18 protein-coding genes are annotated in these 24,568 nt (G+C 72.5%); 11 read left to right on the top strand and 7 right to left on the bottom strand.

Annotated features, from left to right (window positions below; translation table 11 throughout):
* Nucleotides 1-156: 156 nt before the first annotated feature.
* Both KGA66_RS08115 and KGA66_RS08110 read right to left on the bottom strand, forming a co-directional pair.
* Nucleotides 157-1,881, bottom strand: coding sequence for an amidohydrolase (locus tag KGA66_RS08115; RefSeq protein ID WP_211466284.1), 1,725 nt, complete (start codon nucleotides 1,879-1,881; stop codon nucleotides 157-159).
* Between the two features lie 9 nt (nucleotides 1,882-1,890).
* The gene (locus KGA66_RS08110; RefSeq protein WP_211466282.1) at nucleotides 1,891-2,952 is read right to left on the bottom strand and encodes an FUSC family protein; all 1,062 of its coding nucleotides are present in this window, start codon (nucleotides 2,950-2,952) and stop codon (nucleotides 1,891-1,893) included.
* Between the two features lie 168 nt (nucleotides 2,953-3,120).
* Here KGA66_RS08110 and KGA66_RS08105 point away from each other — a divergent pair, with 168 nt between their 5' ends.
* On the top strand, nucleotides 3,121-4,026 hold the full coding sequence (locus KGA66_RS08105; protein WP_211466280.1) for a LysR family transcriptional regulator: 906 nt from the start codon (nucleotides 3,121-3,123) through the stop codon (nucleotides 4,024-4,026).
* Between the two features lie 6 nt (nucleotides 4,027-4,032).
* Here the strand turns inward: KGA66_RS08105 and KGA66_RS08100 are convergent, their stop codons facing one another.
* On the bottom strand, nucleotides 4,033-4,485 hold the full coding sequence (locus KGA66_RS08100) for an Lrp/AsnC family transcriptional regulator (protein ID WP_211466278.1): 453 nt from the start codon (nucleotides 4,483-4,485) through the stop codon (nucleotides 4,033-4,035).
* A gap of 80 nt (nucleotides 4,486-4,565) precedes the next feature.
* Here KGA66_RS08100 and KGA66_RS08095 point away from each other — a divergent pair, with 80 nt between their 5' ends.
* Nucleotides 4,566-6,413 (top strand): HSP90 family protein, encoded by a 1,848-nt coding sequence (locus tag KGA66_RS08095; protein WP_246507208.1) that lies wholly within the window; start codon nucleotides 4,566-4,568, stop codon nucleotides 6,411-6,413.
* Nucleotides 6,414-6,424: 11 nt separating this feature from the next.
* The gene (locus KGA66_RS08090) at nucleotides 6,425-9,184 is read left to right on the top strand and encodes a hypothetical protein (protein WP_211466274.1); all 2,760 of its coding nucleotides are present in this window, start codon (nucleotides 6,425-6,427) and stop codon (nucleotides 9,182-9,184) included.
* Nucleotides 9,185-9,235: 51 nt separating this feature from the next.
* Here the strand turns inward: KGA66_RS08090 and KGA66_RS08085 are convergent, their stop codons facing one another.
* A complete protein-coding gene (locus KGA66_RS08085) occupies nucleotides 9,236-9,970 on the bottom strand; it encodes a hypothetical protein (protein ID WP_211466272.1) in 735 nt (244 codons plus the stop codon).
* A gap of 171 nt (nucleotides 9,971-10,141) precedes the next feature.
* Here KGA66_RS08085 and KGA66_RS08080 point away from each other — a divergent pair, with 171 nt between their 5' ends.
* Nucleotides 10,142-11,122, top strand: coding sequence for a site-specific integrase (locus KGA66_RS08080; RefSeq protein WP_211466270.1), 981 nt, complete (start codon nucleotides 10,142-10,144; stop codon nucleotides 11,120-11,122).
* A 91-nt stretch (nucleotides 11,123-11,213) separates the two neighbouring features.
* On the opposite strand, the gene KGA66_RS08075 is transcribed toward KGA66_RS08080, so the two are convergent.
* From KGA66_RS08075 to KGA66_RS08065, 3 genes are all read right to left on the bottom strand, one after another.
* Complete coding sequence (locus KGA66_RS08075; RefSeq protein ID WP_211466268.1) at nucleotides 11,214-12,380, bottom strand: DUF475 domain-containing protein; 1,167 nt, start codon at nucleotides 12,378-12,380, stop codon at nucleotides 11,214-11,216.
* 307 nt (nucleotides 12,381-12,687) lie between these two features.
* Nucleotides 12,688-13,836, bottom strand: coding sequence for an acyl-CoA dehydrogenase family protein (locus tag KGA66_RS08070; RefSeq protein ID WP_211466266.1), 1,149 nt, complete (start codon nucleotides 13,834-13,836; stop codon nucleotides 12,688-12,690).
* A gap of 195 nt (nucleotides 13,837-14,031) precedes the next feature.
* Nucleotides 14,032-15,078 (bottom strand): trypsin-like peptidase domain-containing protein, encoded by a 1,047-nt coding sequence (locus tag KGA66_RS08065; RefSeq protein WP_211466264.1) that lies wholly within the window; start codon nucleotides 15,076-15,078, stop codon nucleotides 14,032-14,034.
* A gap of 330 nt (nucleotides 15,079-15,408) precedes the next feature.
* Here KGA66_RS08065 and KGA66_RS08060 point away from each other — a divergent pair, with 330 nt between their 5' ends.
* From KGA66_RS08060 to ispH, 7 genes are all read left to right on the top strand, one after another.
* Complete coding sequence (locus tag KGA66_RS08060; RefSeq protein ID WP_211466262.1) at nucleotides 15,409-16,839, top strand: aspartate aminotransferase family protein; 1,431 nt, start codon at nucleotides 15,409-15,411, stop codon at nucleotides 16,837-16,839.
* Complete coding sequence (gene hpnC, locus KGA66_RS08055) at nucleotides 16,836-17,750, top strand: squalene synthase HpnC (RefSeq protein WP_211466260.1); 915 nt, start codon at nucleotides 16,836-16,838, stop codon at nucleotides 17,748-17,750. Before KGA66_RS08060 ends, hpnC begins: the two co-directional genes overlap by 4 nt.
* A 104-nt stretch (nucleotides 17,751-17,854) precedes the next feature.
* On the top strand, nucleotides 17,855-18,757 hold the full coding sequence (gene hpnD / locus KGA66_RS08050) for a presqualene diphosphate synthase HpnD (RefSeq protein WP_438822022.1): 903 nt from the start codon (nucleotides 17,855-17,857) through the stop codon (nucleotides 18,755-18,757).
* Complete coding sequence (gene hpnE / locus KGA66_RS08045) at nucleotides 18,754-20,124, top strand: hydroxysqualene dehydroxylase HpnE (protein ID WP_211466258.1); 1,371 nt, start codon at nucleotides 18,754-18,756, stop codon at nucleotides 20,122-20,124. The genes hpnD and hpnE overlap by 4 nt, the downstream gene beginning before the upstream one ends.
* 32 nt (nucleotides 20,125-20,156) lie before the next feature.
* Nucleotides 20,157-21,161 (top strand): polyprenyl synthetase family protein, encoded by a 1,005-nt coding sequence (locus KGA66_RS08040; protein ID WP_211466256.1) that lies wholly within the window; start codon nucleotides 20,157-20,159, stop codon nucleotides 21,159-21,161.
* 25 nt (nucleotides 21,162-21,186) lie between these two features.
* Nucleotides 21,187-23,154: a squalene--hopene cyclase gene (gene shc / locus KGA66_RS08035; RefSeq protein WP_211466254.1), complete on the top strand. Its 1,968-nt coding sequence runs from the start codon at nucleotides 21,187-21,189 to the stop codon at nucleotides 23,152-23,154.
* The coding region (gene ispH / locus KGA66_RS31485) for a 4-hydroxy-3-methylbut-2-enyl diphosphate reductase (RefSeq protein ID WP_211466252.1) at nucleotides 23,151-24,568 on the top strand (1,418 nt) is incomplete at its 3' end. The genes shc and ispH, both read left to right, overlap by 4 nt.

Below are 24,568 nucleotides of genomic sequence, written 5' to 3'. Positions count from 1 at the left end.
GCAGCCTGGGGCGGTGTGGGCGAGGCAGGGAGAGGCGGCGGCGACTACGAGGGCGAGCCTGTTCGCTCGCGCTCACGTTCTCTGTCGAGGTTGGCACCGTGTCCACCTTGCCGAACTATACAGCCGCCTCCTGAGGCTCTTGCCGCGGCGGCGGGCTCAGGCTGCGAGCAGGTGGTCGTGGATCGGCCGACCGCGCACCGCGGTGCGCAGGCAGCGTGGCAGGTCCACGCCCGGAGCCAGGTCCGGCAGCGCGGGGGCCGCCGCGCGTTGGTCCCTGGACCGGCCGGTGGCGCGCTGGTCCGGGGCCTGGGCGACCAGGCCTCCGGTCTCCCAGACCGCATACGTAGCCGGGGCGCCGGGGGCGAGCACGCCTGTCTCGTCCCGGGGCACGCCAGCCGCCGCCGGATTGAGCGCACGCCAGCCGCCGCGGGTGTGCGCCTCGAAGGCGGCACGTGCGGTCAGCCGCGAGGCGGGCGTGTGGTGGAAGACGGCGGCGCGCACCGCCTCCCACGGTCCGAGCGGGATGACCGGCGAATCGGAGCCGAAGGCCAGGACGACACCGGCCGCGCTGAGCGCGGCGAACGGGTTCATGCCGAGGGCGCGGCCCGGACCGAGCCGCCGGACGTACATGCCGTCGGCGCCTCCCCAGGCGGCGTCGAAGCCGGGTTGCGCCGAGACCACCACGCCGTGGTGCGCGAACTTCTTGATGTGCTCGCTGTCCGGCATCTCGGCGTGTTCGGCGCGCACCCGAACCGCGCGCAGCCGCTTTTCCCCGACCAGGTCGTGCGCGAGATCGAGGCCGGCGACGAGCAGGTCGAGCCCGTAGTCGCCGATGACGTGGAAACCCGGCTGGACGCCGGCCTCCACGCACGAGACGAGGAAGCCGCCGATCTGTTCCGCCGTCAGGTACGCCGCGCCGGCGTAACCGGCACCGCTCGCCGCGCCGAGCCCGGTCTCGGCGGCGTCGGCGTACGGTTCGCGCAGGCAGGCGGTGTGCGAGCCGATGGCGCCGTCGATGAACACGTCTCCGCCCGCGCCGACTCCACCGAGTTCGAAGGCTTTGACCGGGTCGGTCAGTTCGCCCCAATACCCGAAGACGTAAGGCGCGGCGTTGGCCGGATCGGCGGCGAGCGCGATGAGCGCGGTGAAGTCCTCCTCGCCGGAGATCTGCGGGCCACCGCACTCGTGTACGGCCGCGATCCCGCACTCGGCGGCCCGGCGCAGCGCGGCGCGCTGTGCATCGGCACGTTGGGAGGCGGTGATGGACGCGAGAGCCGCGGCGCGGACCTCATGGTGCGCGGCGCGCGACAGGGGGCCGTCCTCCTGATAACCGGCGCACGCGCGGGCCTGCGGCGCAGCGTCGAGCAGGGAACTGGAGACGACGGCGCTGTGCACGTCTACGCGCGCGAGATAGGTGCGCCGCCCACCGGCCGCGCGGTCCAGTTCCGCCCTGGTCGGCGGCTGTCGCCCGTCCGGCGCGGTGCGATCCCAGGCGGTCTCGTCCCAGCCGGTGCCGAGCACGGCCGCGTCATCCGGCAACGCGGCGGCGTAGACGGCGATCCGATCCAGCGCCTCGGCGCGGGAAGCGCAACCCGACAGGTCCAGTCCGGTGAGCGCGAGGCCGGTGGACGTGGCGTGTACGTGTGCGTCGACGAAGGCGGGAGTCACCAGCGCGCCGCGCAGGTCGATGACCTCACGCACGGAGTCCGCATGGGCGTCGGCCGCGCCTTCGGACCCGACCCAGGCGACCATGCCGTCCTCGACGACCATCGCGGTGGCCAGCGGGTCGGCCGGATTGTGGATCGTGCCGTTGCGCAGCAGCGTGGTCGACCGCGCCTCGGCGGGTTCCTTCTGGTCCACTGCCCTCTGGTCAGCCGTCATGCCCTCAGCTTAAGAGCGGCGCACGTGGGAGGCGACCAGTGCGATGACACCGCCGAGCAGCGTGGCTGTCAGGCGCGGCAGCAGTGTCCCGCCTGCGCCGAAGCCGAGCAGGTCCAGCAACACGACGACGAATCCGGTCAGGAACACCGTGTACAGGAAATAGCTGGCCGGGAAGACGGCGTAGGCCAGCGTCATCGCCAGGGCGGCGCCGGGCAGCAGCGCGGCGGGGCCCAGGTGGGCGGGCGCGACGAGCAGCGGGCCGAGCAGGATGCCGACCGCGGTTCCGCCGATCCGGTCGAGGCTGCGCCGCACGGTGAGTACGTGGTCTGCCTTCAGCACCAGGACCGCGGTCAGCGCGGCCCAGTACGGGTGGGCCAGCCCCAGCAGAAGTGCGGCGCTCTGCGCCGCGGCGGCGGTGACGGCGAGACGCAGCGCGTGCCGGCCCTGGTTCGTCTTGATGCCGACGTGGATCCGGAAGGTGCCGGTCAGGTGCCGGGCGAACGCGCGCGAACCGCGGCGGTCGGACGTCGGCGCCGCGTCAGCCGGCTCGGCGTGCAACGCGACGGCGAGCGCGACCAGGGCGGCCTGTCCGAGTCCCCCGGCCAGGACCAGTCCGGCGTGCACGGCGGCTTGGCGCGCCGTCTGCGGGACCGATGTCGCGATCAGCAGGGCCGCTGGCCATTGCAGCGCGGCGATGGCGACGCGGTCGCCGAAAGCGCCCGCGATTCCGGCGAGGTATGCGAAGGCTGCGATGAAGAACACGAGCAGCGCCGCAGTTCCCGCGGCGAGTGCCCCGACGAAGGCTCCGGCGGCCATGCCTACTGCGGCGAGCGCGACTGCGGTCGGCTTCTTGCTGCGTGTTCCTGTCATCGCGGCGAACCCCGATGGTAGGGCGCCGAGCGCTGCGTATACGCCGTATGCGTACCGTCCGGTGCACACGCCGATCGTGAGCGGCACCATGACGCCCAACGCCAGGCGCACGCCGCGGCCGGGCACCAGTTCGGCGGTGGATGCGTAGGCGATGCGGCCCGGCGACCGCAGCTCTCTGACAGTCTCGCTGTAGGTGGACACGGCGGCTCCCCCCGACGCAACGGACAGGCGACGCGTCTTCGGGCCGTCCCCGCCGCGTCCAGGAGTGGACGCGGTCGAGGCGCTTCCATGGTTATCCAAGCAGTGGTGATGCGTCCAATAACCAGTGCACACCGAACCAATGCACCTCGGGCATGTAAGAATTCAGGTATGCAGATCGAGGAGTTGCACTGGTTCGCCGTCTTGTGCGAGACGGGCAACGTGGGACGAGCGGCGGCGGAACTCGGCCTGTCGCAGCCGGGTTTGTCGCGCGCACTGGCCAGACTGGAGCGGGAACTGGGCTCGCCGCTGTTCGACCGCAAGGGACGGGTGCTCGCGCTCAACCGTTACGGCGAGGCCTTCCTCGTCTACGCGCGGCGGGTGCTGCGCGAACTGGAGGCGGGGCGGCGGGCGGTGGCGGAACTGGCCAGTCCCGAGTCCGGGACCGTGGCGATGGCGTTCCTGCACACGGTCGGCCCATGGCTGGTGCCGCGGCTGTTGCTCTCCTTCCGCGCGCACTACCCCGGGGTGCGGTTCCAGCTGATCCAGGGTGGTTCCGCCTCGATCCTCGGCGCTCTGGAACGCGGAGAGGTGGACCTGGTGATCACCTCGCCGCGCCCGGACGGCGCCGCGCTGGCGTGGCGCCCGCTGCGCCGGGAGCGGCTGTACCTGGCGGTCCCGGGCGGCCACCGTTTCGCCGGGCGGCAGCGGGTGCGGCTGGCCGAGGCGGCGGCCGAGACCTTCGTGGCGAACAAGCCGGGCACCGGCCTGCGGGAATCGACCGAGGAACTGTGGCGCGAGGCCGGAATCGCGCCGGCGGTGGCGTTCGAGGGCGACGACGTGGCCACGCTGCGCGGGATGGTCGCGGTGGGTCTCGGCGTGGCGGTGCTGCCGCGGGCGCGCACCTACGACGGCGGGATCGACCAGGCCGGCGACCCTTGGCTGCGGTACATCCCGCTGGCGGGCACCGGCGGCTCACGTGTGCTCGGCCTGGTGTGGCGGGAGGAGCGCTGGGCGTCCCCGGCCGTCTCGGCCTTCCGCGACTCGGTGCTTTCGCTCGCCCCCGAGCTGCCCTGACGCTCGTCAGCCGGCCGCGGGCGGATCCGGCAGCCGGCCGTCGAAGGAGGTGGACAGCACGATCGTGGTGCGCGTCGAGACATTCGCGGCCGACCTGATGTGGGCGAGCAGCCCTTCCAGTGCGCCGGGCGTGGCTACGTGCACCTTGAGGATGTAGTTCTCGTCCCCGGCGACCGAGTGGCACGACTCGATCTCGCTGAGCCCGGCCAGCCGTTCCGGGACGTCGTCCGGCGCGGCCGGGTCGAAGGGCTTGACGGAGATGAACGCGGTCAGCGGCAGACCGACGGCCTCGGGGTCGATCACGGCCCGGTAGCCCTTGATCACGCCGCGCTGTTCCAGCCTGCGCACCCGCTGGTGTGCCGCGGACGTGGACAGGCCGGTGGCCTTGCCAAGGTCGGTGTAGCTCATCCGCCCGTCGGCCAGCAGCAACCGGACGATCTGCCGATCGATCTCCTCCATCCCCCAACGGTAACGGGTTCGCGCGGCGAGATTCGAAACAGGGCCGCACGATGTCCGAAGCCTCCCCTACGATCGGCGGCATGCCGCACTACCCTCAGCCCGACCGACCGCTGGCCGACGCGCACGCGTTCCAGGTCGACCTTCGTGGGCTGGTCGACCTGCTCTCGCACCATCTGTACTCCTCGCCGCGCGTTTACATCCGCGAACTGCTGCAGAACGCGGTGGACGCGGTCACGGCCAGGCTCGGCGCGGACCCGGCGGCGCCTACCGGCATCCGGCTGACCGCGGACGGGGAGACGGTCCTTATCGCGGACCCGGGGATCGGGCTGACCGAGGCGGACGTGCACCGCTTCCTGGCCACCATCGGCCGCTCCTCCAAGCGCGACGACCTGGCCGGGGCGCGCCGGGAGTTCCTGGGGCAGTTCGGCATCGGCCTGCTGGCCTGTTTCACCGTGGCCGACACCATCCGGGTGACCACCCGGTCCGCCGCGGACCCGGCGGCCGCGCCGGTGGAGTGGCTGGCCGGCTCGGACGGCCGCTACTCGATCCGGACGCTCGACCCGGCGCAGTTCCCCGAGCCGGGCACCCGGGTGCTGCTGACACCCCGGCCGGGCGCACAGCGATGGTTCGCGCCGGAGCGGGTCGCGCAGCTCGCCCGCGAATTCGGCGCGCTGCTGCCTTACGAGGTCGTCGTCGCGACGCCCGACGGTCTCGTGCGCACCACGGACAGCCCGCCGGTGTGGGACCGCGCGCACCCCTCCCCCGCGGCGCGGCGGCTGGCCCTGTTCGAGTACGGCGAGCGGACCCTGGGTTTCGCCGCGCTCGACGTGATCGAACTGGACGTTCCGCTGGCCGGTGTGCGCGGGGCGGCGTACGTGCTGCCTTCCGCCGCGAACCCCGCCGACGCGGGACGGCACCGCGTGCATCTCAAGGGCATGCTGTTGTCCGACGCGACGACCGGGCTGCTGCCGGACTGGGCGTTCTTCGTCCGCTGCGTCATCGACACGGACACGCTGCGGCCGACCGCTTCCCGGGAGGGGTTGTACGAGGACGAGACCCTGTCCGCGGTGCGCGAGGCGCTGGGGGTGCGGATACGCGACTGGCTCACCGATCTGGCCGCGCAGGATCCGGCGCGGCTGGCCGCGTTCCTCGCCGTGCACGCCCTCGGCGTCAAGGCCCTGGCACGGCATGATCGGGAGCTGATGCGGATCATGCTTCCGTTCCTCGAGTTCGAGACCACGGACGGACGGGTGCCGCTGACCGAGTTCGCACGCAACCACCCCACCGTGTACCTGGCCCGGACCGTGGACGAGTTCCGGCAGGTTGCCCCGATCGCGGCGGCCCAGGGTATCGGCGTGGTCAACGGCGGTTACACCTACGATGCGGACCTGGTCGAGCAGTTGCCGCAGGTCATACCCGGCACGGTGGTCGGCGAGCTGGGCGCGGACGTGGTCACCGCGCACCTGGACCTGGTGAACCCGGCCGAGGAGCTGGCGCTGGCGGGATTCCTCGCCGCCGCACGCGCCACCCTCGACCCGCTGGACTGCGACGTGGTGCTGCGCGCGTTCGCACCGGTTTCGGTTCCGGCGCTGCACCTGGACAACCGGGACGCGCGCCACGAGCGCGCCCGCGCCGAGACCATGGCGGCTGCGGACGAGCTGTGGGCGGAGATCCTCGGCGCGCTCAAGTCCTCGGCTCCGCGCGCGCAGCTGGTGCTCAACCATCACAGCCCCGTGGTACGGCGGCTGAGCGGTATCACCGACCGCGCGCTGCTGACCACGGCCGTGGAGGCGCTGTACGGGCAGGCGCTGCTGATGACGCACCGTCCGCTGCGCCCGGCCGACACCGCGCTGCTCAACCGGGCCTTCGGAGACTTGCTGGCGTGGGCCTCGCTGGCCGCGCGGGCCGGGGACGGGGACGGGGTCTGACGATGCCCGCGATGACGGTGGAGGAGGTCTGGTCGGCGCTTGCCGAGAACGCCCAAACGCCGAACGGTCCGGTGAAGGTGGCGCGGGCCGAGTATCTGACCGACGCGGCACAGGCGGCCGGTCATTCGCCGCTGTACGCTCAGGCGCTGCTGGACCTGATCAACGCGTACGAATACGGCGCGGAACAGTCGAAGCTGCTCGTGCCGTTCGCGCGGCTGCTGGGGCTGTGGGACGAGGACGCGGGGGCCTTCGACGCGCGGCGCAGACACAGCCTGTTCTGGTATTTCAAGTGGGCCACCGGCGGGATGCTGCGGGTGCCGGAGGTTCCGCTGGCGTCGGTCGAAAGCTGGCTCGAACAGATGCAGTCGCGTTATCGGCAGGCCGGCCACTCGCCGCGAGCGGTCCACATGGGCCGGCACCGGCTGGCGCGCGCCACCGGTGACACCGCGGCCGCCACCCGCGAATTCGAAGCCTGGCTTGACGCGCCGCGCGACGCGATGGCGGACTGCCACGCCTGCGAGGCCGGTGATCAGGGCTCGTGGCACGCGCACAGCGGGCGCGACGAGCAGGCGTTGACGCTGTGGGAGCCGGTGCTCGGCGGCCAGCTGGTGTGCGCCGAGGAACCGCACCGGGTGCTCTCGTACAGTCTGCTGCCGCTGTTGCGCGCGGGAAGCGTCGAGCAGGCGCGGGCCAATCATCTGCGCGGTTACCGGATGGCCAGGGGCGTGCCGAATCTGCGCTCGACGATCGGCAGGCACATCGAGTTCTGCGCGCTGACCGGCAACGAGGCGCGCGGCCTGGAGATACTGACCGAGCACGCGGGTCTGCTCGCGCAGGGCGCGGAGGACGCGACCTCCCGCCTGGAATTCCTCATCGGCGCGCTCGTGCTGCTGCGCCGGCTCGTCGCGCTCGACCTGTCCGCGCTGCCGCTCACCGCCGCGGATCCGGACCTCGCGACGGTCGGGCTCGCGGCGGTGACGCTGCGGCGGCAGGTCGACACGCTGTGCGCCCGTTTCGACGCGCGCAACGGAAGCTGCACGGTTTCCGGCAGCGCCGCCGCGCGCTTGGCCGCCGAGCCGCTGCTCGCGTCCCTGCCCCTCGGCGGCAGCGTCCGCTTTCCCGCCCGGGTCGCCGGGCCGGCTCCCGCCGCGGCCGGCAGCCCGCGGGGAACGGGCCCGTCGCTCGACGCCCTCGTCGATCACGCCCAGCGGCTGAGCGACGCACGCCATCCGCACGCCCGGCGCGCTTGGGAGCGCGTCGCGGCCAGCGGCCAGGAACTGCCGCCCGCGGTCTCGGCCCGGGTCGACCGCTCGCGCGCGCGGGACCTCATGGAACGCGACCCGGCGGCGGCGCGCGCCGCGTTCACCGCGATCGCGGAGCGTTTCGCGCAGTTGGACGAACAGGCTGAGGCGCGCGAGACCCGGGCGAGCGCCGCGTTCGCGGCCTTCCTCGCCGGCGATCGGGATACGGCGCAGGCCGAGGCGGTGGTGCTCGGAGCCGAAGCGGAGGCGGCGTACGCGGCGGGCGCGCTGACGCCGCGCCAGTATCTCAATGCCCGCGGTCTCGCGGTCTATCTCGCGTTCAACTCGCTGGTTGCGCGGCCCGACGGCCCGAACCCGCCGGATCCGGCCGGCGCGGGCTCGGGCACTGCGGGCTCGGGCACTGTGGGCTCAGGCACTGTGGGCTCAGGCACTGCGGACTCAGCCGCCGTGGCAGACCTGATCCGCGCCGAAATCACCATCACGCGAGAGCTCGGCGATCCGGGGCGCGCCGCCGTCTATCACCGCATGCTCGCGCAGCTGGCCTTCCCCACCGACCAGGCGGAGACCCGCGCGCGGCTCGAAGCGGCCCGCGACGGCTCGCTCGCCGCGGACCAGCCGTGGGACGCGGCCGAGCCGGAAGAACTCCTGGCGCAGCTCGCGCTGCGCGAAGGCGACCCTGCGGCCGCGCAGCACCACACGCAGCAGGCGCTCGCGTACGGCGGCGACCTACTCGACGGCAGGCAGCGCGCTCGGCTGTATTCGCTGCTGACGGAGGCGCTGTGGCAGCAGCCGGACCGCCGGCTCGACGTCGTGGACGTCGCGCTGCGCGCCGGTGAACTCTGGGACGGGCTGAGCGAACCGGACACCCTGCACAGCCGGTTCACCGCCGCCCGCGCTTACGCGGGGCTCAGGCGGTACGGCGAGGCCGCGGCGCTTTTCGACGAGCTGATGCCGCGCGTGCACGTGCCCTACGACGAGGCGGGCATCGCGATGACGCGCGAGCAGTACGCCGACTGCTTGACGCAGCTGGGCGAACACCGGCGCGCTGCCGAGCAGTACCTCGCCGCGGCGAAACTGGTCCAGGACGATCCGCGCAACCGGCTCCCGCATGCCCGGCTGGCCTGGTCCGCGGCGCAGGCGCTGCAAAGCGCCGGGCTGGCCTCCGATGCGCTGTCGGCTTACCGGCGCGCGGCACAGTTGTGGGGCGAGCTGGGCAACCTTCCGGCCCGGGTGCGCTGCCTGCGTTCCGCCGCGTGGCTGCTCGGCTGGGCCGAGGAGACCCGGGAAGCGGACGTGGACGCGCCGCAGCGCTGGCAGGCGGCGCTGACCGCGATGCAGGCGGTGCTCGACGAACTGCACGCGGTGCCCGCCGCGGAGCGCTCCGAACAGGTCAGCGCGGAGATCGGGCACACGACCGATCAACTGGACCAGGTCCGCGGCTGCCTGAGCGAGGCGCAGCAGCAGGCCGGCCGCGAGGATGGCCCCGGAGTCGAACCGGGTAAGCGCTGAAGACCCGTCACGGCCGCCGGCCGAAGACTGGATCGAAGACCCAGGAGCGGCTTACGGCCGCCGGGCGTCGAGGGCGGCGTCGACCTGATGCCGAGTGAGCCCGATCCGCCGCAGATCGCAGAGTTCGAGCAGACCGCGCTTGGCGTTGTAGAACTCGGTCGTGGGCGCTTGGTAGACGAACCGCGAACCCGCCGGGACGCGTGCCACGAGCCAGGTAGCCGACCGAGCGGTTTCCGTACGGATGTCCGTGACGTCGCGCCACGGCAGCGAGACACGCTTGCCCTTCACCGTGAAGACCAGGACACCTTCGCCGGAGACGATGACACCCGGGCGGGTCCGCGCCACCCACCATGCCATGAGCGACCAGAGCACCGCCAGGACCGTGACGACCGCGCCGTCCAGTGACCAGCGTTCCACGAGGGTCACCCGCGACGGCAGATGCCGGGTGACGACCAGGAGGTCCAGCAGGATCATCTCGATCGCCGTGAGATACAGCAGGGCGAGGCGTCCGATTTCCTTCTCCCAGCTGCGTCGAAGCACGATGCGGTCCGTGCCGCGGACGGGCACCGGGCCGGTCGGCCCGGACTGCTTGGCCCGCGGACCGCCGTGGCGGACGTCCCGCAGATAGTCCACCGACGCGGTGAGCAGGCACAGCAGGGCGAAAAGCCCGACCGGCGCGAGGTAGTACCGCTTCGAGATCGTGAACTGATTCGCGATGACGCTGATCGCGACTTCGCTGGCGATGCCTAACGCCGCGCTGAGCGCGTACCACCAGAGCCGACGCATCGACAAGTCCCCACCCGTCCGCCGCAGCCGCGTGCCCGCTTGTTCCGCACCCCTGCGAGCGTATTACCCGCCGAATGACGCGAGCGTACAAATTCTGATTCTGGTTGTCGGAGCCGCGGAGTATGTTGATCTCTTGTGACGGAGCGTCAACGCGAGGGTACCGAGCCGCAGATGACACGCGACGCGGTCGCGCAGGTCGAGGCCGCGGTCGAGCGGATGTGCTCGCGCCAGGATGTGAGCGCGGCGCGGGCGCGCCAGCTGCGCTGGGTCGCGAAGGAGCTGCGGCTGGTCGGCGCGCACCCCGAGTTCCGGCCCGGGACCGAGGTGCGCGCGGCGGCGGACCTGCTCGGCGCGCAAGCGCTGACCTCCTATCTGCGCCTCGCGCGGGACGGGCAGTTGCGGCAGCGGCCGACCAGCAGCGGGGACGGCACGTCCAGCACGTCCTCGATGCGTATCCGCGAGGACTGCCTGAGGCTGATCTGCCGCGAACTGTCGCTGCCCCTGGTGTTGTCCGAGCGGGCGCCGCTGCCCGAGCCGCGCGAGGTCGTCAACGGCCCGACCCGTTCGCAACTGCGCGCGTACCTCGCCGAGAAGGCCAAGAGCCCGCCGACCAGGCCCGGGCGGATCAGGCTGCTGGCGATCATCGGCACGGTGCTGGACACGGCCGCGCGCGTGGGCGAACTGTGCGCCCTGCGCGTCACCGACCTGGACCTTTCCGGAAGCGAACCGGTCCTGACCATCGTGCGCCACCCGCAGGCGCGTTCCGTGTCCGAGCCGGTCACCGAGCGGATCGTGCTGTCCCCCGGCACCGCCGTCGCGCTGCGGCACTGGCTGGCCACCCGGGAGCAGATCCTCGTGCCGCTGCAGATCGGGGTGAAATCGCTGTGGGTCTCGGTCGCCGGCAACCACGCCGGCCTGCCCGCGGCCGACGGCCACTCGATCAAGCGGCCCGCCGGGATGCCGCTGCGCCCCAGGGGCCTGCAACGCGCGTACACGCGGACCGTCGTGGAACTGAACACCGAACTCGCCGGGTCACCGGGCTGGCGGCCGCTGCCGTACCGTCTGGAGCAACTGCGCCGCGCCGTCGAGGTCACCCCCGATCGGCTGGTCGGCTCCGATCAGGATCCCTTGCCGGCGCGGGAGGGTGACTAGGCGGTGTTGGGGAATGCCTCAAGGGGCGAATCCGGCAAAGCGGCGGTCGAATCGTTGCCTTGATACATTCCCCAACACCGCCTAGTGCTGGTCAGGCGGCGGGGTGTTCTCCTTTGCGGGCGTGCTCGCGCTCCCGCTGCGGCCGGTGCCCGGGCCCGGCGTGGATCGCCGCGTCGGGCATGCCGCTACCGGCCTCCTTGCGCTCGGCGCGCTCCTGGCGCCTGCGCGCGGCCAGCGAGGAGGCCACCGCCGCGATGATCATCGCCGCGCCGACGCCCGCGGTCAGCACGTCCGGCACGTCGTGCCAGACCTCCACCATCAGCAGGACCGCGAGAATCCCTATCGCGTAATAGGCGCCGTGCTCCAGGTACCGGTACTCGTCCAGGGTGCCGCGGCGCACCACGTACACCGTCAGCGCCCTGATGTACGCGGCGCCGATCGCCAGGCCGATCGTGATCAGCGCGATGTCCAGAGTGACCGAGAAGGCGCCCATCACCGAGTCGAAGGAGAAGGTGGCGTCCAGCAACTCCAGGTAGCAGAACAGGAAGAAGGCGGCACGGCCGGTCACGGTGGCCCGGGGCCGCGACGCCCCGTCCGCGTCCGCCTGCTCGGCGATCAGCTCGCCGGCTCCGTTCACCAGCAGATACGAGCCGAGCCCGGCGACGACGCCGACCACCACCTTCAGCGCCTCGCCCTCGCGCACGGAGCCGGCCGCGACCAGCGCGAAGGCCAGCACCAGCACCTCGGCGATCCGGGGTAGCCGGCCCAGCCGGCGCAGCGGCCGCTCGATCCAGCCGATCCAGGTCTCCTGCCGCTCCTCGAAGACGAAGCCGAAGAAGATCATCAGCAGGAACGCCCCGCCGAAGGCCGCGATGCCGGGTTGCGCCGCGATCAGCACGTCCCGGTAACGCAGCGGATCGGAGTACGCCAGCCTGACCGCGGAATCCGGGCTGAGCCGGGCACCCACGGACACGATCGCCAGCGGCACGAGCAGCCGCATGCCGATCGCGGCGATCACGATGCCCACGGTGAAGAACATCCGCTGCCAGAACTGGCCCATCCGGGCGAGCACCGTGGCGTTGACGATCGCGTTGTCGAAGGACACTGCGACCTCAAGCACGCCGAGCAGCGCCGCGACCGTCAGGCCGTGCAGCCCGTCGACGAGGTACGCTCCGACGAGGCAGCTGATCGCGACGAGGTGCGCGACGCCGAAGAGCCGCAGGCCCCCGCGCCAGGAGTGGTCGGCCCGATCCGCCATGGCCAGTGCGCCTGCCTCTCGTTCGACGATCCCGCTCTCTCCCAAACGCCCCCAAACCCGCCGGAACCGCACTGTCCGCAAACTCTTCGCGCGCGGACCGTGGCGGCCCCGCCCGAAGAACCCTCAACGCACCGTGCCGGCCCCCCCACGAGCCCTGCTTCGGTCTCCATCACTAAGAGTTCCGACAAGAAACCTACCCAACCACGCGCGGGTGTGGGGCGTGAAACCGGCCACGTTCCGGTGAAGTGCAGCACGCGGCAGCGCAGGGACGGCACCATGCGCCGGTGACTGGTGTGGTTCGCGGGGTTTACCGGACGAGAGCGCGGGCGATGACCCGCCGCTGGATCTGGTTCGTGCCCTCGACGATCTGCAGCACCTTGGCTTCCCTCAGGTAGCGCTCGACCGGGAAATCCGTGGTGTAGCCGTAGCCGCCGAAAACCTGCACCGCGTCGATCGCCGTCTGCATCGCGGCGTCGGTGCAGTACAGCTTCGCCGCCGCCGCCTGGCGGGTGAACGGCAGGCCGAGATCGCGCAGCCGGGCGGCCGCGAGGTAGCCGGCCCGGCCCACCTCCAACCGGGTGGCCATGTCGGCGAGCAGGAAGCCGACGCCGTCGTGCTCGATGATCGGCTTGCCGAACTGCACGCGGTCGCGCGCGTAGGAGACCGCGGCGTCGAACGCGGCCTGCGCGAGCCCGACCGCGCACGCGGCGATGCCGAGGCGGCCCGCGTCCAGCGCGTCCATCGCGATGGCGAAACCCTGGCCTTCGGCCCCCAGCCTGCGTTCGGCCGCGATGCGCGCGCCCTCCAGGCGCACCTGAGCGGTCGTCGAGGACCGCAGGCCCATCTTGCGTTCCGGCGGCGCGGCACTCAGCCCGGGAGTCTGCGCGTCGGCGAGCAGTGCCGTGATACCGCGCGCGCCGTGCTCGCCGGTACGCACCAACACGGTGTAGAAGTCCGCCTCGCCACCGTGTGTGATCCACGCCTTCGTGCCGTCGACCACGTATTCGTCGCCGTCGAGCACCGCACGCGTTCCCAGATGCGCCGCGTCGGAGCCGTGGGCGGGTTCGGACAGGCAGTATGCGCCGAGCAGTTCGCCGCCGACCATGTCGGGCAGCCAGCGCTCTTTCTGCCGCTCGTCGCCGTAGTGCGCCAGCGCGTGACAGGAAAGGGTGTGCACCGAGACGCCCATGCCGACGGCCAGCCAGTGGCGGGACAACTCCTCGACGACCTGAAGGTAGACCTCGTACGGCTGCGCGCCCCCGCCGTACTGTTCGGGGTAGGGCAGGCCGAGCAGTCCGGAACGCCCGAGGACGCGGAACAGCTCGCGCGGGAAGCGATGTGCCTCCTCGTACTCGCTCACGCGCGGCGCGAGTTCCTTCTCGGCGAGCTCGGTGGTCAGGTCGAGGAGCGCGACGGCTTCCTCGGTCGGCAACAGCGCGCGGCGCGCGGCATCCATGGCGGCCTCCGGGGGTGAGGGAGGTCGGTGGCGCTCGGTGTGATCTCGTGAACCTGCTCCGGACGCGCCACCGGCGTGCCGGGACGGTTTCCGGCACGCCGGTCACTGTAGCGCCGCGCGACGATCACCGACACGCCGGATTCCAGGAGGGCGCCTCTCCCACGTGTGTCGCTGCCGGGCCGGCGGGCCGCCGGGTCAGGAGACTGCCGAGCCGGCGGCGTCGCCGCCGCCGTTCTCGATCTTGGCCACGTCCGCGGTGACCGTGTTCGAGGGAATGGCGAAGCCGAGGCCCACCGATCCGGAACTGGATGACGCGCCGGCCGAGGAGTAGATGGCCGAGTTCATGCCGATCACCCGGCCGGAGGAGTCGAGCAGCGGTCCGCCGGAGTTGCCGGGGTTGATCGAGGCGTCGGTCTGGATCGCGTTGTAGCTCACCGTCGTGGTCGAGCCGAAGCCGCGCCAGCCGAAGCCGGGGAAACCGCCGCCGTTGTCGGTGGACTCGGTGATGGACACCTTGCGGTTGACCGCGGAGACGATGCCGCTGGTGACCGTGTTCTGCAGCTGGTCGGGCGAGCCGATGGCGATGGCCTCGTCGCCGACCTGGACCCTGGCCGAGTCGGCGAAGGCGACCGGGGTCAGACTGGAGACGCCCTCTGCCTGGAGCACCGCGATGTCGTCGGCGGCGATGTACCCGATCACCTTGGCGCTGTAGGTCTTGCCGTTATACAGGGTGACGGTCAGCTGTCCGCCGTTGGCAACGTAGTCGGCGATGACGTGGTCGTTGGTGACGATCTTCCCGTCGGAGGAGATGATCATTCCGGAGCCGACCCCCGAGGCGGCGGCGGTGGTCTCGTCGACCTGCACGACGCCGGGCAGGACCGCCGCGGCGACCTTCCCGATCGGGGTGGCCGCGGTCGCGGTGCCGGCCCCGGTGATCGAGGTGACCACGCTGGAGGAGGCGGCGCGCGCGGAGCCGAAGTACGAGCCGGCCACGCCGCCGATCCCGGCGGAGACGACGACGAAGGCGGCGACCGCGCCGAGACCGAACTTCACCGGGGAGCGCCGGCGCGGTTCGGGCGCGTACGCCGGGCCGGGTTGGGGCCCGGCTGCGGGACCGGACGGCCCGGGCGGGTAGACCTGCGGCGCCTGAGGCTGACCGGCGCTGTGCCAGGCGTACTCCCCTTGGCTGGCCTGATAGGGGTGCGGCTGGACGGGAGGCTGGGTGTGCTGCGTCTCGGTCATACCGAGAGCGTGCCCGCGCTCCTTGAAAGGCGTCTGAGACTAGGTTCAGACCATCTCAAGAATGTCGGCCGGATCCGGCGGCGGCGCCCGGGCCGGCGACGGGTGCCGCCCTCCCGCCGGGCGCGCCCAGCCAACCGTCCGGCGCACGATATCCACAGTTCCGGGAAAGCCGCCTGGCGCGGCGGCGCCGAGAAGTGATCGTCACCGTAGTATCAGCCCGGACAGGCAGGGCGTTTCGGGGTGAGCGCCATTGCCCGGGAACGGTTCCAGCGCTCCCGGCGCGGGTAGGCGGCCCCGGCGAGGCGGCGGCCGGAAGGGCGGTAATCGTCGATGGACAGTGTGATCGACAGCGCGGATCACAGCGGGCAGGCACCCGGCGCGGGCGGCCTGGATCTGCCCGGGCTCATCCGCGCGCGCACCGGCGAGGCCCACGGCCTGCAGGCCAGGATGGTCAACCCGCAGCTGCCGCGGATGCTGCACGCGATCGGCTTCGACCGGACCTACGTCCGGGCGCAGGGTGCGTACTTCTACGACGAGCAGGGCAACGAATACCTCGACTTCCTCTCCGGCTTCGGGGTGTTCGCCGCCGGCCGCAACCACCCGGCGATCCGCGCCGCGCTGCACCAGGTGCTCGACGCGCAACTGGCCGACCTGGTGCAGTTCGACTCGCCGCTGCTGGCCGGGCTGCTCGCGGAGAAACTGCTGGCCTACGCGCCGCACCTGGACCGGGTGTACTTCGGCAACAGCGGCACCGAGGCGGTCGAGGCGGCGCTCAAGTTCGCGCGCTACGCGACGGGGCGCAGCCGGATCCTCTACTGCGACCACGCGTTCCACGGCCTGACCACCGGCTCGCTGTCGGTCAACGGCGCCGAGGAGTTCCGCCGCGGCTTCGACCCGCTGCTGCCGGACACGGCCGTGCCGCTCGGCGACCTGGATGCGCTGGAGCGGGAACTGGCCCGCGGCGACGTGGCCGCGCTGCTGATCGAGCCGATCCAGGGAAAGGGCGTCAACATCCCGCCGCCCGGCTTCCTGAGGTCCGCCCAGGAACGGCTGCGCGCCCACGGCGCGCTGCTGATCTGCGACGAGGTGCAGACGGGGATAGGGCGCACCGGGAAGTTCTTCGCCTACGAGCACGAGCAGGGCGTCGAGCCGGACATCGTGGCCGTCGCCAAGGCGCTGTCCGGTGGATTCATCCCGGTGGGAGCGACCCTGGCCAAGGACTGGATCTTCGAGAAGGTCTACTCCTCGATGGACCGGGTGCTGGTGCACGATTCGACCTTCGGGTCCAACGCCATGGCGATGGCCGCGGGCCTGGCCGCGCTCCAGGTGGTCGAGGACGAGAAGCTGGTGGAGAACTCGGCGCGGATTGGCGCGCTGCTGCAATCCCGGCTGGCCGAGCGGATGGAACGCTACGAACTGCTCTGCGACGTACGCGGACGCGGCCTGATGATCGGGTTCGAGTTCGGCAAGCCCTCCTCGCTCAAGCTCAAGGCCGGGTGGAACACCCTGCAGGCGGCCAGGACGGGCCTGTTCGCGCAGATGGTGGTGGTCCCGCTCTTCCAGCGGCACCGGATCCTGACCCAGGTGGCGGGAGACCACATGGACGTCATCAAGCTGCTGCCGCCGCTGAACATCACCGAGACCGAGGTGGACCGCTTCGTCGACGCGTTCGACGACGTGATGCGGGACGCGCACCGGGGCACCGGCCTGATGTGGGACTTCGGCCGCACCCTGGTCAAGCAGGCGATGCAGCGGCGGTGAGCGAGGAGACGAGGGCCGCCGGCGGCGGCGAGGTGACCGGCGAGGGGACCGGGCGGTCCGGCATGCCGGACCAGGTGGTCAGTCCCGACCGGGACGCGATCGCGCGGAAGGAACAGGCGGAGAACTTCCCGGTCGCGCTGCGGCTGCTGCCCCGGCAGGCGCGCGCGGACCTGGCCGCGTTCTACACCTTCGCCCGGTACGTGGACGACCTGGGCGACGAATACGGCGGCGACAGGATCGCCGCGCTCAACGAGGTGGACGCGGACCTCGCCAGGCTGTCCTCGGGCGCGACGCCGCTGCTGGAGCCGGTGCGCGGGCTGCTGCGGATCACCGGGGACGGGCGCGTTCCCATCGAGCCCTTCCACGACCTGGTGGCGGCGAACCTGATGGACCAGCACAAGCTGCGCTACGCCACGTTCGCGGAACTGGTGCAGTACTGCAAGCTGTCGGCCGACCCGGTGGGCAGGGTGGTGCTGTACCTCGCCGGCCAGGCCGACGAGCAGAACATCGCCGACTCCGACGCGGTGTGCACCGGCCTGCAGGTCATCGAGCACCTGCAGGATGTCGGCGAAGACCTTCGCGCCGGGCGCATCTACCTGCCGCGCGAGGACCTGACCGCGTTCGGCGTGTCCGAGCCCGACCTGGCCCGGGGACACGCCGACGAGGATGTCAGGGCATTACTTCGCTGGGAGGCGGGGCGGGCCGCGGTGCTGCTGAGCCGGGGCGTGCCGCTGGCCCGGCGGCTGCGCGGCTGGGCCAGGCCCGCGGTGACCGGTTACGTGGCCGGCGGCCGGGCGACCCTGACCGCGCTGCGCCGCGCCGACTACGACGTATTGGCCGCCACGCCCAAACCCACGACCGGCGCGACCCTGCGCGCGGCGGCCGGGGTGTTCCTGGGCCGCCGACGCTGAACCAGGGTTAGGTGATTCACGTGCAGACCAGCGACGAGAACCGGCGCCCGGCGGCCCCGATCCACCAGCCGCCCGACACCCTCTCCCCGGACCCGGCCGCCGCCGTGCGGCCCGGGTCGAGTTCGAGGACCCCGGATGTGGCGGCCGCTTACGCGCAGTGCGAGCGCATCGTCGGCGCCGAGGCGCGCAACTTCGCCTATGGGATCCGGCTGCTGCCGCTTCCCAAGCGGCAGGCGCTTTCCGCCGTCTACGCCTTCGCCCGCCGAGTGGACGACATCGGCGACGGGGACCTGCCCGCGGCGGCGAAGAACGCCGCGCTGGACGAAGCGCGCAAGCAGGTCGCCGCGCCGGGCGACTTCCCGGACGACCCTGTGCTGCTCGCGCTCGCGGACTCGGCCGCGCGCTATCCGCTCGACCTCGGCGCGTTCGGCGAGCTGATCGACGGCTGTGAGATGGACCAGCTCGGCACCTCCTACCGCACGTGGGAGGAGCTGGCCGTTTACTGCCGGTGCGTGGCCGGTTCGATCGGGCGGCTGTCGCTCGGCGTCTTCGACCCGCCGGCGCTGCGCACGGAGCCCTCCGTGGCCAACGCGCTGGCCGACACGCTCGGTCTCGCGCTCCAGCTCACCAACATCCTGCGCGACGTGCGCGAGGACCTGACCAACGGCCGCGTCTACCTGCCGCAGGAGGATCTGGACGCGCACGGCTGCGTCCTGCGGCTGAACGCGGAAGGGAATCTGGACCCGCAAGACGGGCGGCTGCTCCCGCTGATCCGCGCCGAGGCGCAGCGAGCGGAGCAGCTCTACGCCGAGGGCCTGCGCCTGTTGCCGCTGCTGGACCGCCGCTCACGCGCCTGCTGCGGCGCGCTTTCCGGGATCTATCGCGCGCTGCTGCACCGGATCGAGGCGAAGCCGGAGGCGGTGCTCTCCACCCGCGTGTCGGTGCCGGCGGCGCGGAAGCTTTCCGTCGCGCTCGGCGCGCTGATCCTGCCGGCGCCGCGATCATGAGCCCGGGCTTACGGGAGCGGCGCGCGGTCGTGGTCGGCGGCGGCCTGGCCGGGATCACCGCGGCGCTGGTGCTGGCCGAGCGCGGCTGGGCGGTGACGGTGGTGGAGGCCCGGCCGCGGCTGGGCGGGCGGGCCACCTCGTACCGGCGCGGCGGGCTGACCGTGGACAACGGCCAGCACGTGTTCCTGCGCTGCTGCACCGCGTACCGCGGCCTGCTCGACCGTCTGGGAGCGGGACCGGACAGCGGCCTGACGCACCTTCAGGACCGGCTGGACATCCCGCTGAAATCAGCCTCGGACGCGAGCACGGCCCGTTTGCGGCGCACGCGTCTGCCCGCGCCCCTGCATCTCGCGTTCGCGCTCGGCGGTTACGGCCTGCTGCCGTTGCGGGACCGGGTCCGGCTCGGCGGCCCGGCCTTCGCGCTGCGCCGCACCGATCCGGGCAGCGAGCGGGCGGATGCGCGCGGCTTCGGGCAGTTCCTGCGCGAGCACGGCCAGTCCCAGGCCGCTATCGACCGGCTGTGGTCGGTGATCTCCACGGCGACGCTGAACATCGCGCCTGACGACGCCTCACTCGCGTTGGCGGCCAAGGTGTTCCGCACCGGGCTGCTGGAGACCAACGACGGCGCGGATCTCGGATACGCCACGGTGCCGCTCGGCCGGATCCACGACGAGTCGGCGGGCAAGGCGCTGGACGCCGCCGGCGTGCGGGTGCTCAGGGCGACCAAGGCCGAGCCGCTGACCGGCGAACGGGAGCAGCGCGCGGTCACGGTGGTGGACCGCTCGGGCCTGCGCAGCGACCTGGCCGCCGACGCGATCGTGCTGGCGGTGCCGCACGACGTGGCCGCCACGCTGCTGCCGCAGCCGCACCACCCCACCGCCTTCGGCAAGCTGGGCCACAGCCCGATCCTCAACATCCACCTGCGCTACGACCGGCCCGTGCTGGACGGCCCGTTCCTGGCCGCGGTGGACAGCCCGGCGCAGTGGATCTTCGACCGGACCGCGGCCAGCGGCCTGGACGGCCCGCCGGGGCGGTACCTGGCGGTCACCGTCTCGGCCGCGGACGAGTTCGCCGACACGCCGACGCGCGAGCTGGCCGCGTTGTTCGAGGCCGAACTGGCGCGGCTGCTGCCGCAGGCTGCCGACGCCGGGCTGGAGGAGGTGTTCGTGACCCGCGAGCGGCACGCGACGTTCCGTCAGGAGCGCGGCAGCGCTTCGCTGCGGCCGGGACCGGCGACCGGAATGTCAGGGGTCTACCTCGCCGGGGCGTGGACCGCCACCGGCTGGCCGGACACGATGGAAAGCGCGGTGCGCAGCGGAATCAACGCTGCGAGACTGGTTGTTGACCAGACGACGGGAGAAGGCTGATGGACCGACAGGCACCGCATATTCTCGCCGTGATGAAAGAACTCGTAGACCCGGTGCTGCAGCGCCACGTGGACGGGCTGCACCCGCTCCTGCGCGAGATCGCGCGGTTCCACTTCGGCTGGGACGTGGAGGGCGGCTCCGGCAAGTCGCTGCGTCCGGCCCTTGCCGTTCTGGGCGCGCGGGCGGCCGGCGCGGCCGGAGACGAACCCGAGGTGCTCGACGCGGCCTGCGCGGTCGAGCTGATCCACAACTTCTCCCTGCTGCACGACGACATCATGGACGAGGACCGCACCCGCCATCACCGGCCGACCGCGTGGACCGTCTTCGGGGCGAACCAGTCGCTGCTGGCCGGGTGCGCGCTGCACACGCTCGCCTTCGAGGTGCTGGCCCGGCGCGGCGCGATGGGCGCGCAGCAGGCGCTGACCGCGTCGGTGCAGGTCCTGATCGCGGGTCAGTGCGATGACCTGCATCTGGCGCAGCGTCAGGACGCCACGCTGGAGCAGTGCCTGCGGATGGAGGCGGGCAAGACCGCCTCGCTGCTGTCCGTCTCCGCCTCGCTCGGCGCGATCGCCTGGTACGGCGTGCGCGGCGACCTGCCGCCCGGGGATGCGCAGGACGGCGAGGCGGCCGCGAACGCCCGGTTGCTGGCCGAGTACGGACACCACGTGGGCATGGCCTTCCAGCTGGTCGACGACATGCTCGGGATCTGGGGCGACGAGAAGCGCACCGGCAAGCCGGTGGCCGCGGATCTGCGTGCCCGCAAGCGTTCGGCCCCGGTCGTGGCCGCGCTCGCCTCCGGCAGCCGCGCGGGCGAACGGCTCGCCGCGCTGCTGGCCTCGCCCGGCGAGCTGTCCGAGGAGGACGTGACCCTCGCGGCCAAGCTCGTGGAGGAGGCCGGCGGCCGCGCGTGGTGCGAGCAGCGCGCCGACCTGCACACCAACGAGGCGTTGGCGCGGCTGGACCGCTTGGCGGCGCAGCCGGCGGCCCTCGGCGATCTCACCGAGGTGACCAGGTTTCTGCTGCGGCGAGCGTGGTAGGGGCGGGCACGAGGAGGACCTGGAGATGACGGCAATCGCGGATCGGCCGGTGGCGGCGGGCACCGAGCCCGGGCCGCTGGAGGCGGCGCGGCGCGCCGCCGAGCGCGCGCGGGATCACCTGCTGGCGCTGCAGGACCCCGCGGGCTGGTGGAAGGGCGAACTGGCGACCAACGTCACCATGGACGCGGAGGACCTGCTTCTGCGCGAGTTCCTGGGCATCCGCTCGGCGCGGGAGACCGAGGCCGCGGCCCGGTGGATCCGGTCGCAGCAACGCCAGGACGGCACCTGGGCGACCTTCCACGGCGGGCCGGCGGAGCTGTCCACCACCGTCGAGGCCTACATCGCGCTCAAGCTGGCCGGAGACGCACCCGACGCACCGCACATGAAGCTCGCGGTGGAGTGGATCCAGGCTCAGGGCGGCGTCGAGCGCACCCGGGTGTTCACCCGCATCTGGCTGGCGCTGTTCGGCCTGTGGGACTGGGAGCGGCTGCCGGTGATGCCGCCGGAGCTGATCTTCCTGCCGCCGCAGGTCCCGCTGAACATCTACGACTGGGGTTGCTGGGCCCGCCAGACCGTGGTGCCGCTGACCGTGGTCTCGCACTTCCGGCCGAGCCGCCCGCTGCCCTTCGGGATCGACGAGCTGCGTACCGGCGCGGGTGAGCCGCCGCTCTCCCCGGCCGCGACGACGGCAGGCTTCTTCCAGCGCGCGGACAGGCTGCTGCACCGCTACGAACTGCTGCGCCGCAAGCCGATGCGGAAGGCGGCGCTCAAGCGCGCGGCCGAGTGGATCGTGGCCCGGCAGGAGGCGGACGGGGGCTGGGGCGGGATCCAGCCGCCCTGGGTGTACTCGATCATGGCGCTGCATCTGATGGGCTTTTCGCTCGACCATCCGGTCATCCGGGCGGGTCTCGAAGGGCTTGAAGGCTTCCTGGTCCGCGAGCAGACCCCGGACGGGCCGGTGCGCCGGCTGGAAGCCTGCCAGTCCCCGGTGTGGGACACCGCGCTGGCCGTGGTGGCGCTGACCGACGCGGGAGTCGCCGGGGGCGACCCGGCGATCGTGAAGGCGGCGGACTGGCTGCTGGACGAGGAGATCACGGTGCGCGGTGACTGGGCCGTGCGCCGTCCCGGCCTGGCCCCGGGCGGCTGGGCCTTCGAGTTCGCCAACGACGGCTACCCGGACACCGACGACACCGCCGAGGTGATCATCGCGCTGCACCGCGCGGCCCAGGGCGCCGACGAGGGCCGGGCGGCCGCCCTGGACGGCGCGATCGAGCGCGGTATGCGCTGGATGGCCGGAATGCAGAGCAGGGACGGCGGCTGGGGCGCCTTCGACGCGGACAACACCCGCGAGCTTGTCAACAAGCTGCCGTTCTGCGACTTCGGAGCGGTGATCGACCCGCCCTCGGCGGACGTGACCGCCCACATCGTCGAGGCGCTGGCCATCCGCGGCCGGGCGCGCGACCCGCGGGTCCGGCGCGGCGTGCGCTGGCTGCTGGAGCATCAGGAGGCGGACGGCTCCTGGTTCGGCCGCTGGGGCGCCAACCACGTGTACGGCACCGGGGCCGCGGTCCCGGCGCTGATCGAGGCGGGGGTCGCCCGCGATCACCCGGCGGTGCGCCGGGCCGCGGCCTGGCTGATCGGGCATCAGAACCCCGACGGCGGCTGGGGCGAGGACCTTCGCTCGTACGTCGAGCGCGCGTGGATCGGGCGCGGCGAGTCGACCGCGTCGCAGACCGCGTGGGCGCTGCTCGCGCTGCTGGCGGCGCAGGAACCGGGCGAGCACCCGCGGTCGGCCGCGGCGCGCGCCGCGGCCGACCGCGGGATCGAGTATCTGGCGCGTACCCAGCGCGAGGACGGGACCTGGGACGAGGACCTGTTCACCGGCACCGGTTTCCCCGGCGACTTCTACATCAACTACCACCTGTACCGGCTTGTCTTCCCGCTGACCGCGCTCGGGCGCTATCTGGCCGAACGTCTCGTGGAGTCCCCGTGAACGTCGTATCCGATCCGACCGGGCGCCCGCCGAAGCTCACCATCGCGGCCGCGCTCGCCATCGAGGCCCGCGCCCTGGAGCGCGGCCTGACCGGGACCAGAGACACCCGCGTCGTGCGGGTGGGCCAGCGTGCCCGCAACGCCGTACGGGTCCTGCCTCGCGACGACGACGGGCTGATCGTCGCCGGGGTGGCCGGCGGTGTCGCGCCGCACGTGCGGGCCGGGGACATCGTGGTCGCCAGCGAGGTGCGCGGCCCGGAGGGCTCGGTCGTGCGCAGCCCGGCCGCCCCGCTGCTGGCCGCGGCGATCCGGGCGCTCGGCCTGAAGTCCGGCGCGCCCGGCTCGGCGCCGGTCCGGGTGCACCTCGGGCCGATCGCGACCACCGACCGGCTGGCCCTCGGTTCGCGCCGCCGCGTGCTGGCCGCGGAGGGCGCGGCCGCGGTGGACCTGGAGTCCTCGTGGCTCGGCACGCTGACCAACCAGCCGTTCGCCGTGGTGCGGGTGATCGTGGACGACGCGGAGACCAGTCTGTACCACCCGGCCACGGTGCCGCGGGGCCGGGCCGCGCTGCAGTTGCTGACCCGGGTGGTTCCGGCGCTGGAGCGGTGGAGCGACGCGCTCAGCCCGCACCGGCGCGTCGTGCTGGCTTCGCCGCGCTCCTTCTGCGCGGGTGTGGAACGCGCCATCGAGATCGTGGAGGAGGCGCTGGAGCGCTACGGCGCCCCGGTGTACGTGCGGCGGCAGATCGTGCACAACGCCTACGTGGTGGCGGACCTGGAGCGGCGCGGCGCCGTGTTCGTCGAGGAGATCGACGAGGTGCCCGATGACGCGCCGGTCGTGCTGTCCGCGCACGGGGTCGCGCCCTCGGTGCGGGACGACGCGGCGCTGCGCGGGCTGGCGGTCGTGGACGCGACCTGCCCGCTGGTGGCCAAGGTGCACACCGAGGCGCGCCGCGCGCTGCGCGACGGCAACACGGTGGTGTTCATCGGGCACGCCAACCACGACGAGTCCGAGGGGCTCCTGGGCGAGGATCCGGACCCGCGGAACCCGCGCATCCGGCTGGTGGAGAACGCCAGGCAGGCCAAGGAACTGGACGTGGAGGATCCCGCGCGGCTGGCCTATCTGACGCAGACCACGCTGGCGGAGGACGAGGCGGAGGACATCGTGGCCGCGCTGCGCGCCACCTTCCCGGCCATCGTCGAGCCGCCGTCGTCAGACATCTGCTACGCGACCACCAACCGGCAGCGGGCCATCCGGGACATCGCCGCCGAGGTGGACGTGGTGCTGGTGGTCGGATCGCAGAACTCGTCCAACTCCAAGCGGCTGGTCGAGGTGGCCGAACGGGCCGGGGCCGCGGCCTACCTGATCGACGGGGCCGACGAGATCGACCCGGCGTGGCTGGCGGGGGCGCGGTC

The sequence above is a fragment of the Actinocrinis puniceicyclus genome, assembly GCF_018283645.1.
GTDB lineage: Bacteria > Actinomycetota > Actinomycetes > Streptomycetales > Catenulisporaceae > Actinocrinis > Actinocrinis puniceicyclus.
Note: the sequence above shows the minus strand (reverse complement) of the source record. Positions and strands in the feature narration are given on the sequence as shown.

Bases quoted from the DNA above. Each gene is read 5' to 3' on its own strand.
- KGA66_RS08080 (WP_211466270.1), top strand. From the start codon at position 10,142: ATGACACGCGACGCGGTCGCGCAGGTCGAGGCCGCGGTCGAGCGGATG.
- KGA66_RS08115 (WP_211466284.1), bottom strand. From the start codon at position 1,881: ATGACGGCTGACCAGAGGGCAGTGGACCAGAAGGAACCCGCCGAGGCG.
- hpnE (WP_211466258.1), top strand. From the start codon at position 18,754: ATGAGCCCGGGCTTACGGGAGCGGCGCGCGGTCGTGGTCGGCGGCGGC.
- KGA66_RS08095 (WP_246507208.1), top strand. From the start codon at position 4,566: ATGCCGCACTACCCTCAGCCCGACCGACCGCTGGCCGACGCGCACGCG.
- KGA66_RS08040 (WP_211466256.1), top strand. From the start codon at position 20,157: ATGAAAGAACTCGTAGACCCGGTGCTGCAGCGCCACGTGGACGGGCTG.
- KGA66_RS08070 (WP_211466266.1), bottom strand. From the start codon at position 13,836: ATGGATGCCGCGCGCCGCGCGCTGTTGCCGACCGAGGAAGCCGTCGCG.
- KGA66_RS08085 (WP_211466272.1), bottom strand. From the start codon at position 9,970: ATGCGTCGGCTCTGGTGGTACGCGCTCAGCGCGGCGTTAGGCATCGCC.
- shc (WP_211466254.1), top strand. From the start codon at position 21,187: ATGACGGCAATCGCGGATCGGCCGGTGGCGGCGGGCACCGAGCCCGGG.
- KGA66_RS08060 (WP_211466262.1), top strand. From the start codon at position 15,409: ATGGACAGTGTGATCGACAGCGCGGATCACAGCGGGCAGGCACCCGGC.
- KGA66_RS08105 (WP_211466280.1), top strand. From the start codon at position 3,121: ATGCAGATCGAGGAGTTGCACTGGTTCGCCGTCTTGTGCGAGACGGGC.
- KGA66_RS08065 (WP_211466264.1), bottom strand. From the start codon at position 15,078: ATGACCGAGACGCAGCACACCCAGCCTCCCGTCCAGCCGCACCCCTAT.
- KGA66_RS08090 (WP_211466274.1), top strand. From the start codon at position 6,425: ATGACGGTGGAGGAGGTCTGGTCGGCGCTTGCCGAGAACGCCCAAACG.
- KGA66_RS08100 (WP_211466278.1), bottom strand. From the start codon at position 4,485: ATGGAGGAGATCGATCGGCAGATCGTCCGGTTGCTGCTGGCCGACGGG.
- KGA66_RS08075 (WP_211466268.1), bottom strand. From the start codon at position 12,380: ATGGCGGATCGGGCCGACCACTCCTGGCGCGGGGGCCTGCGGCTCTTC.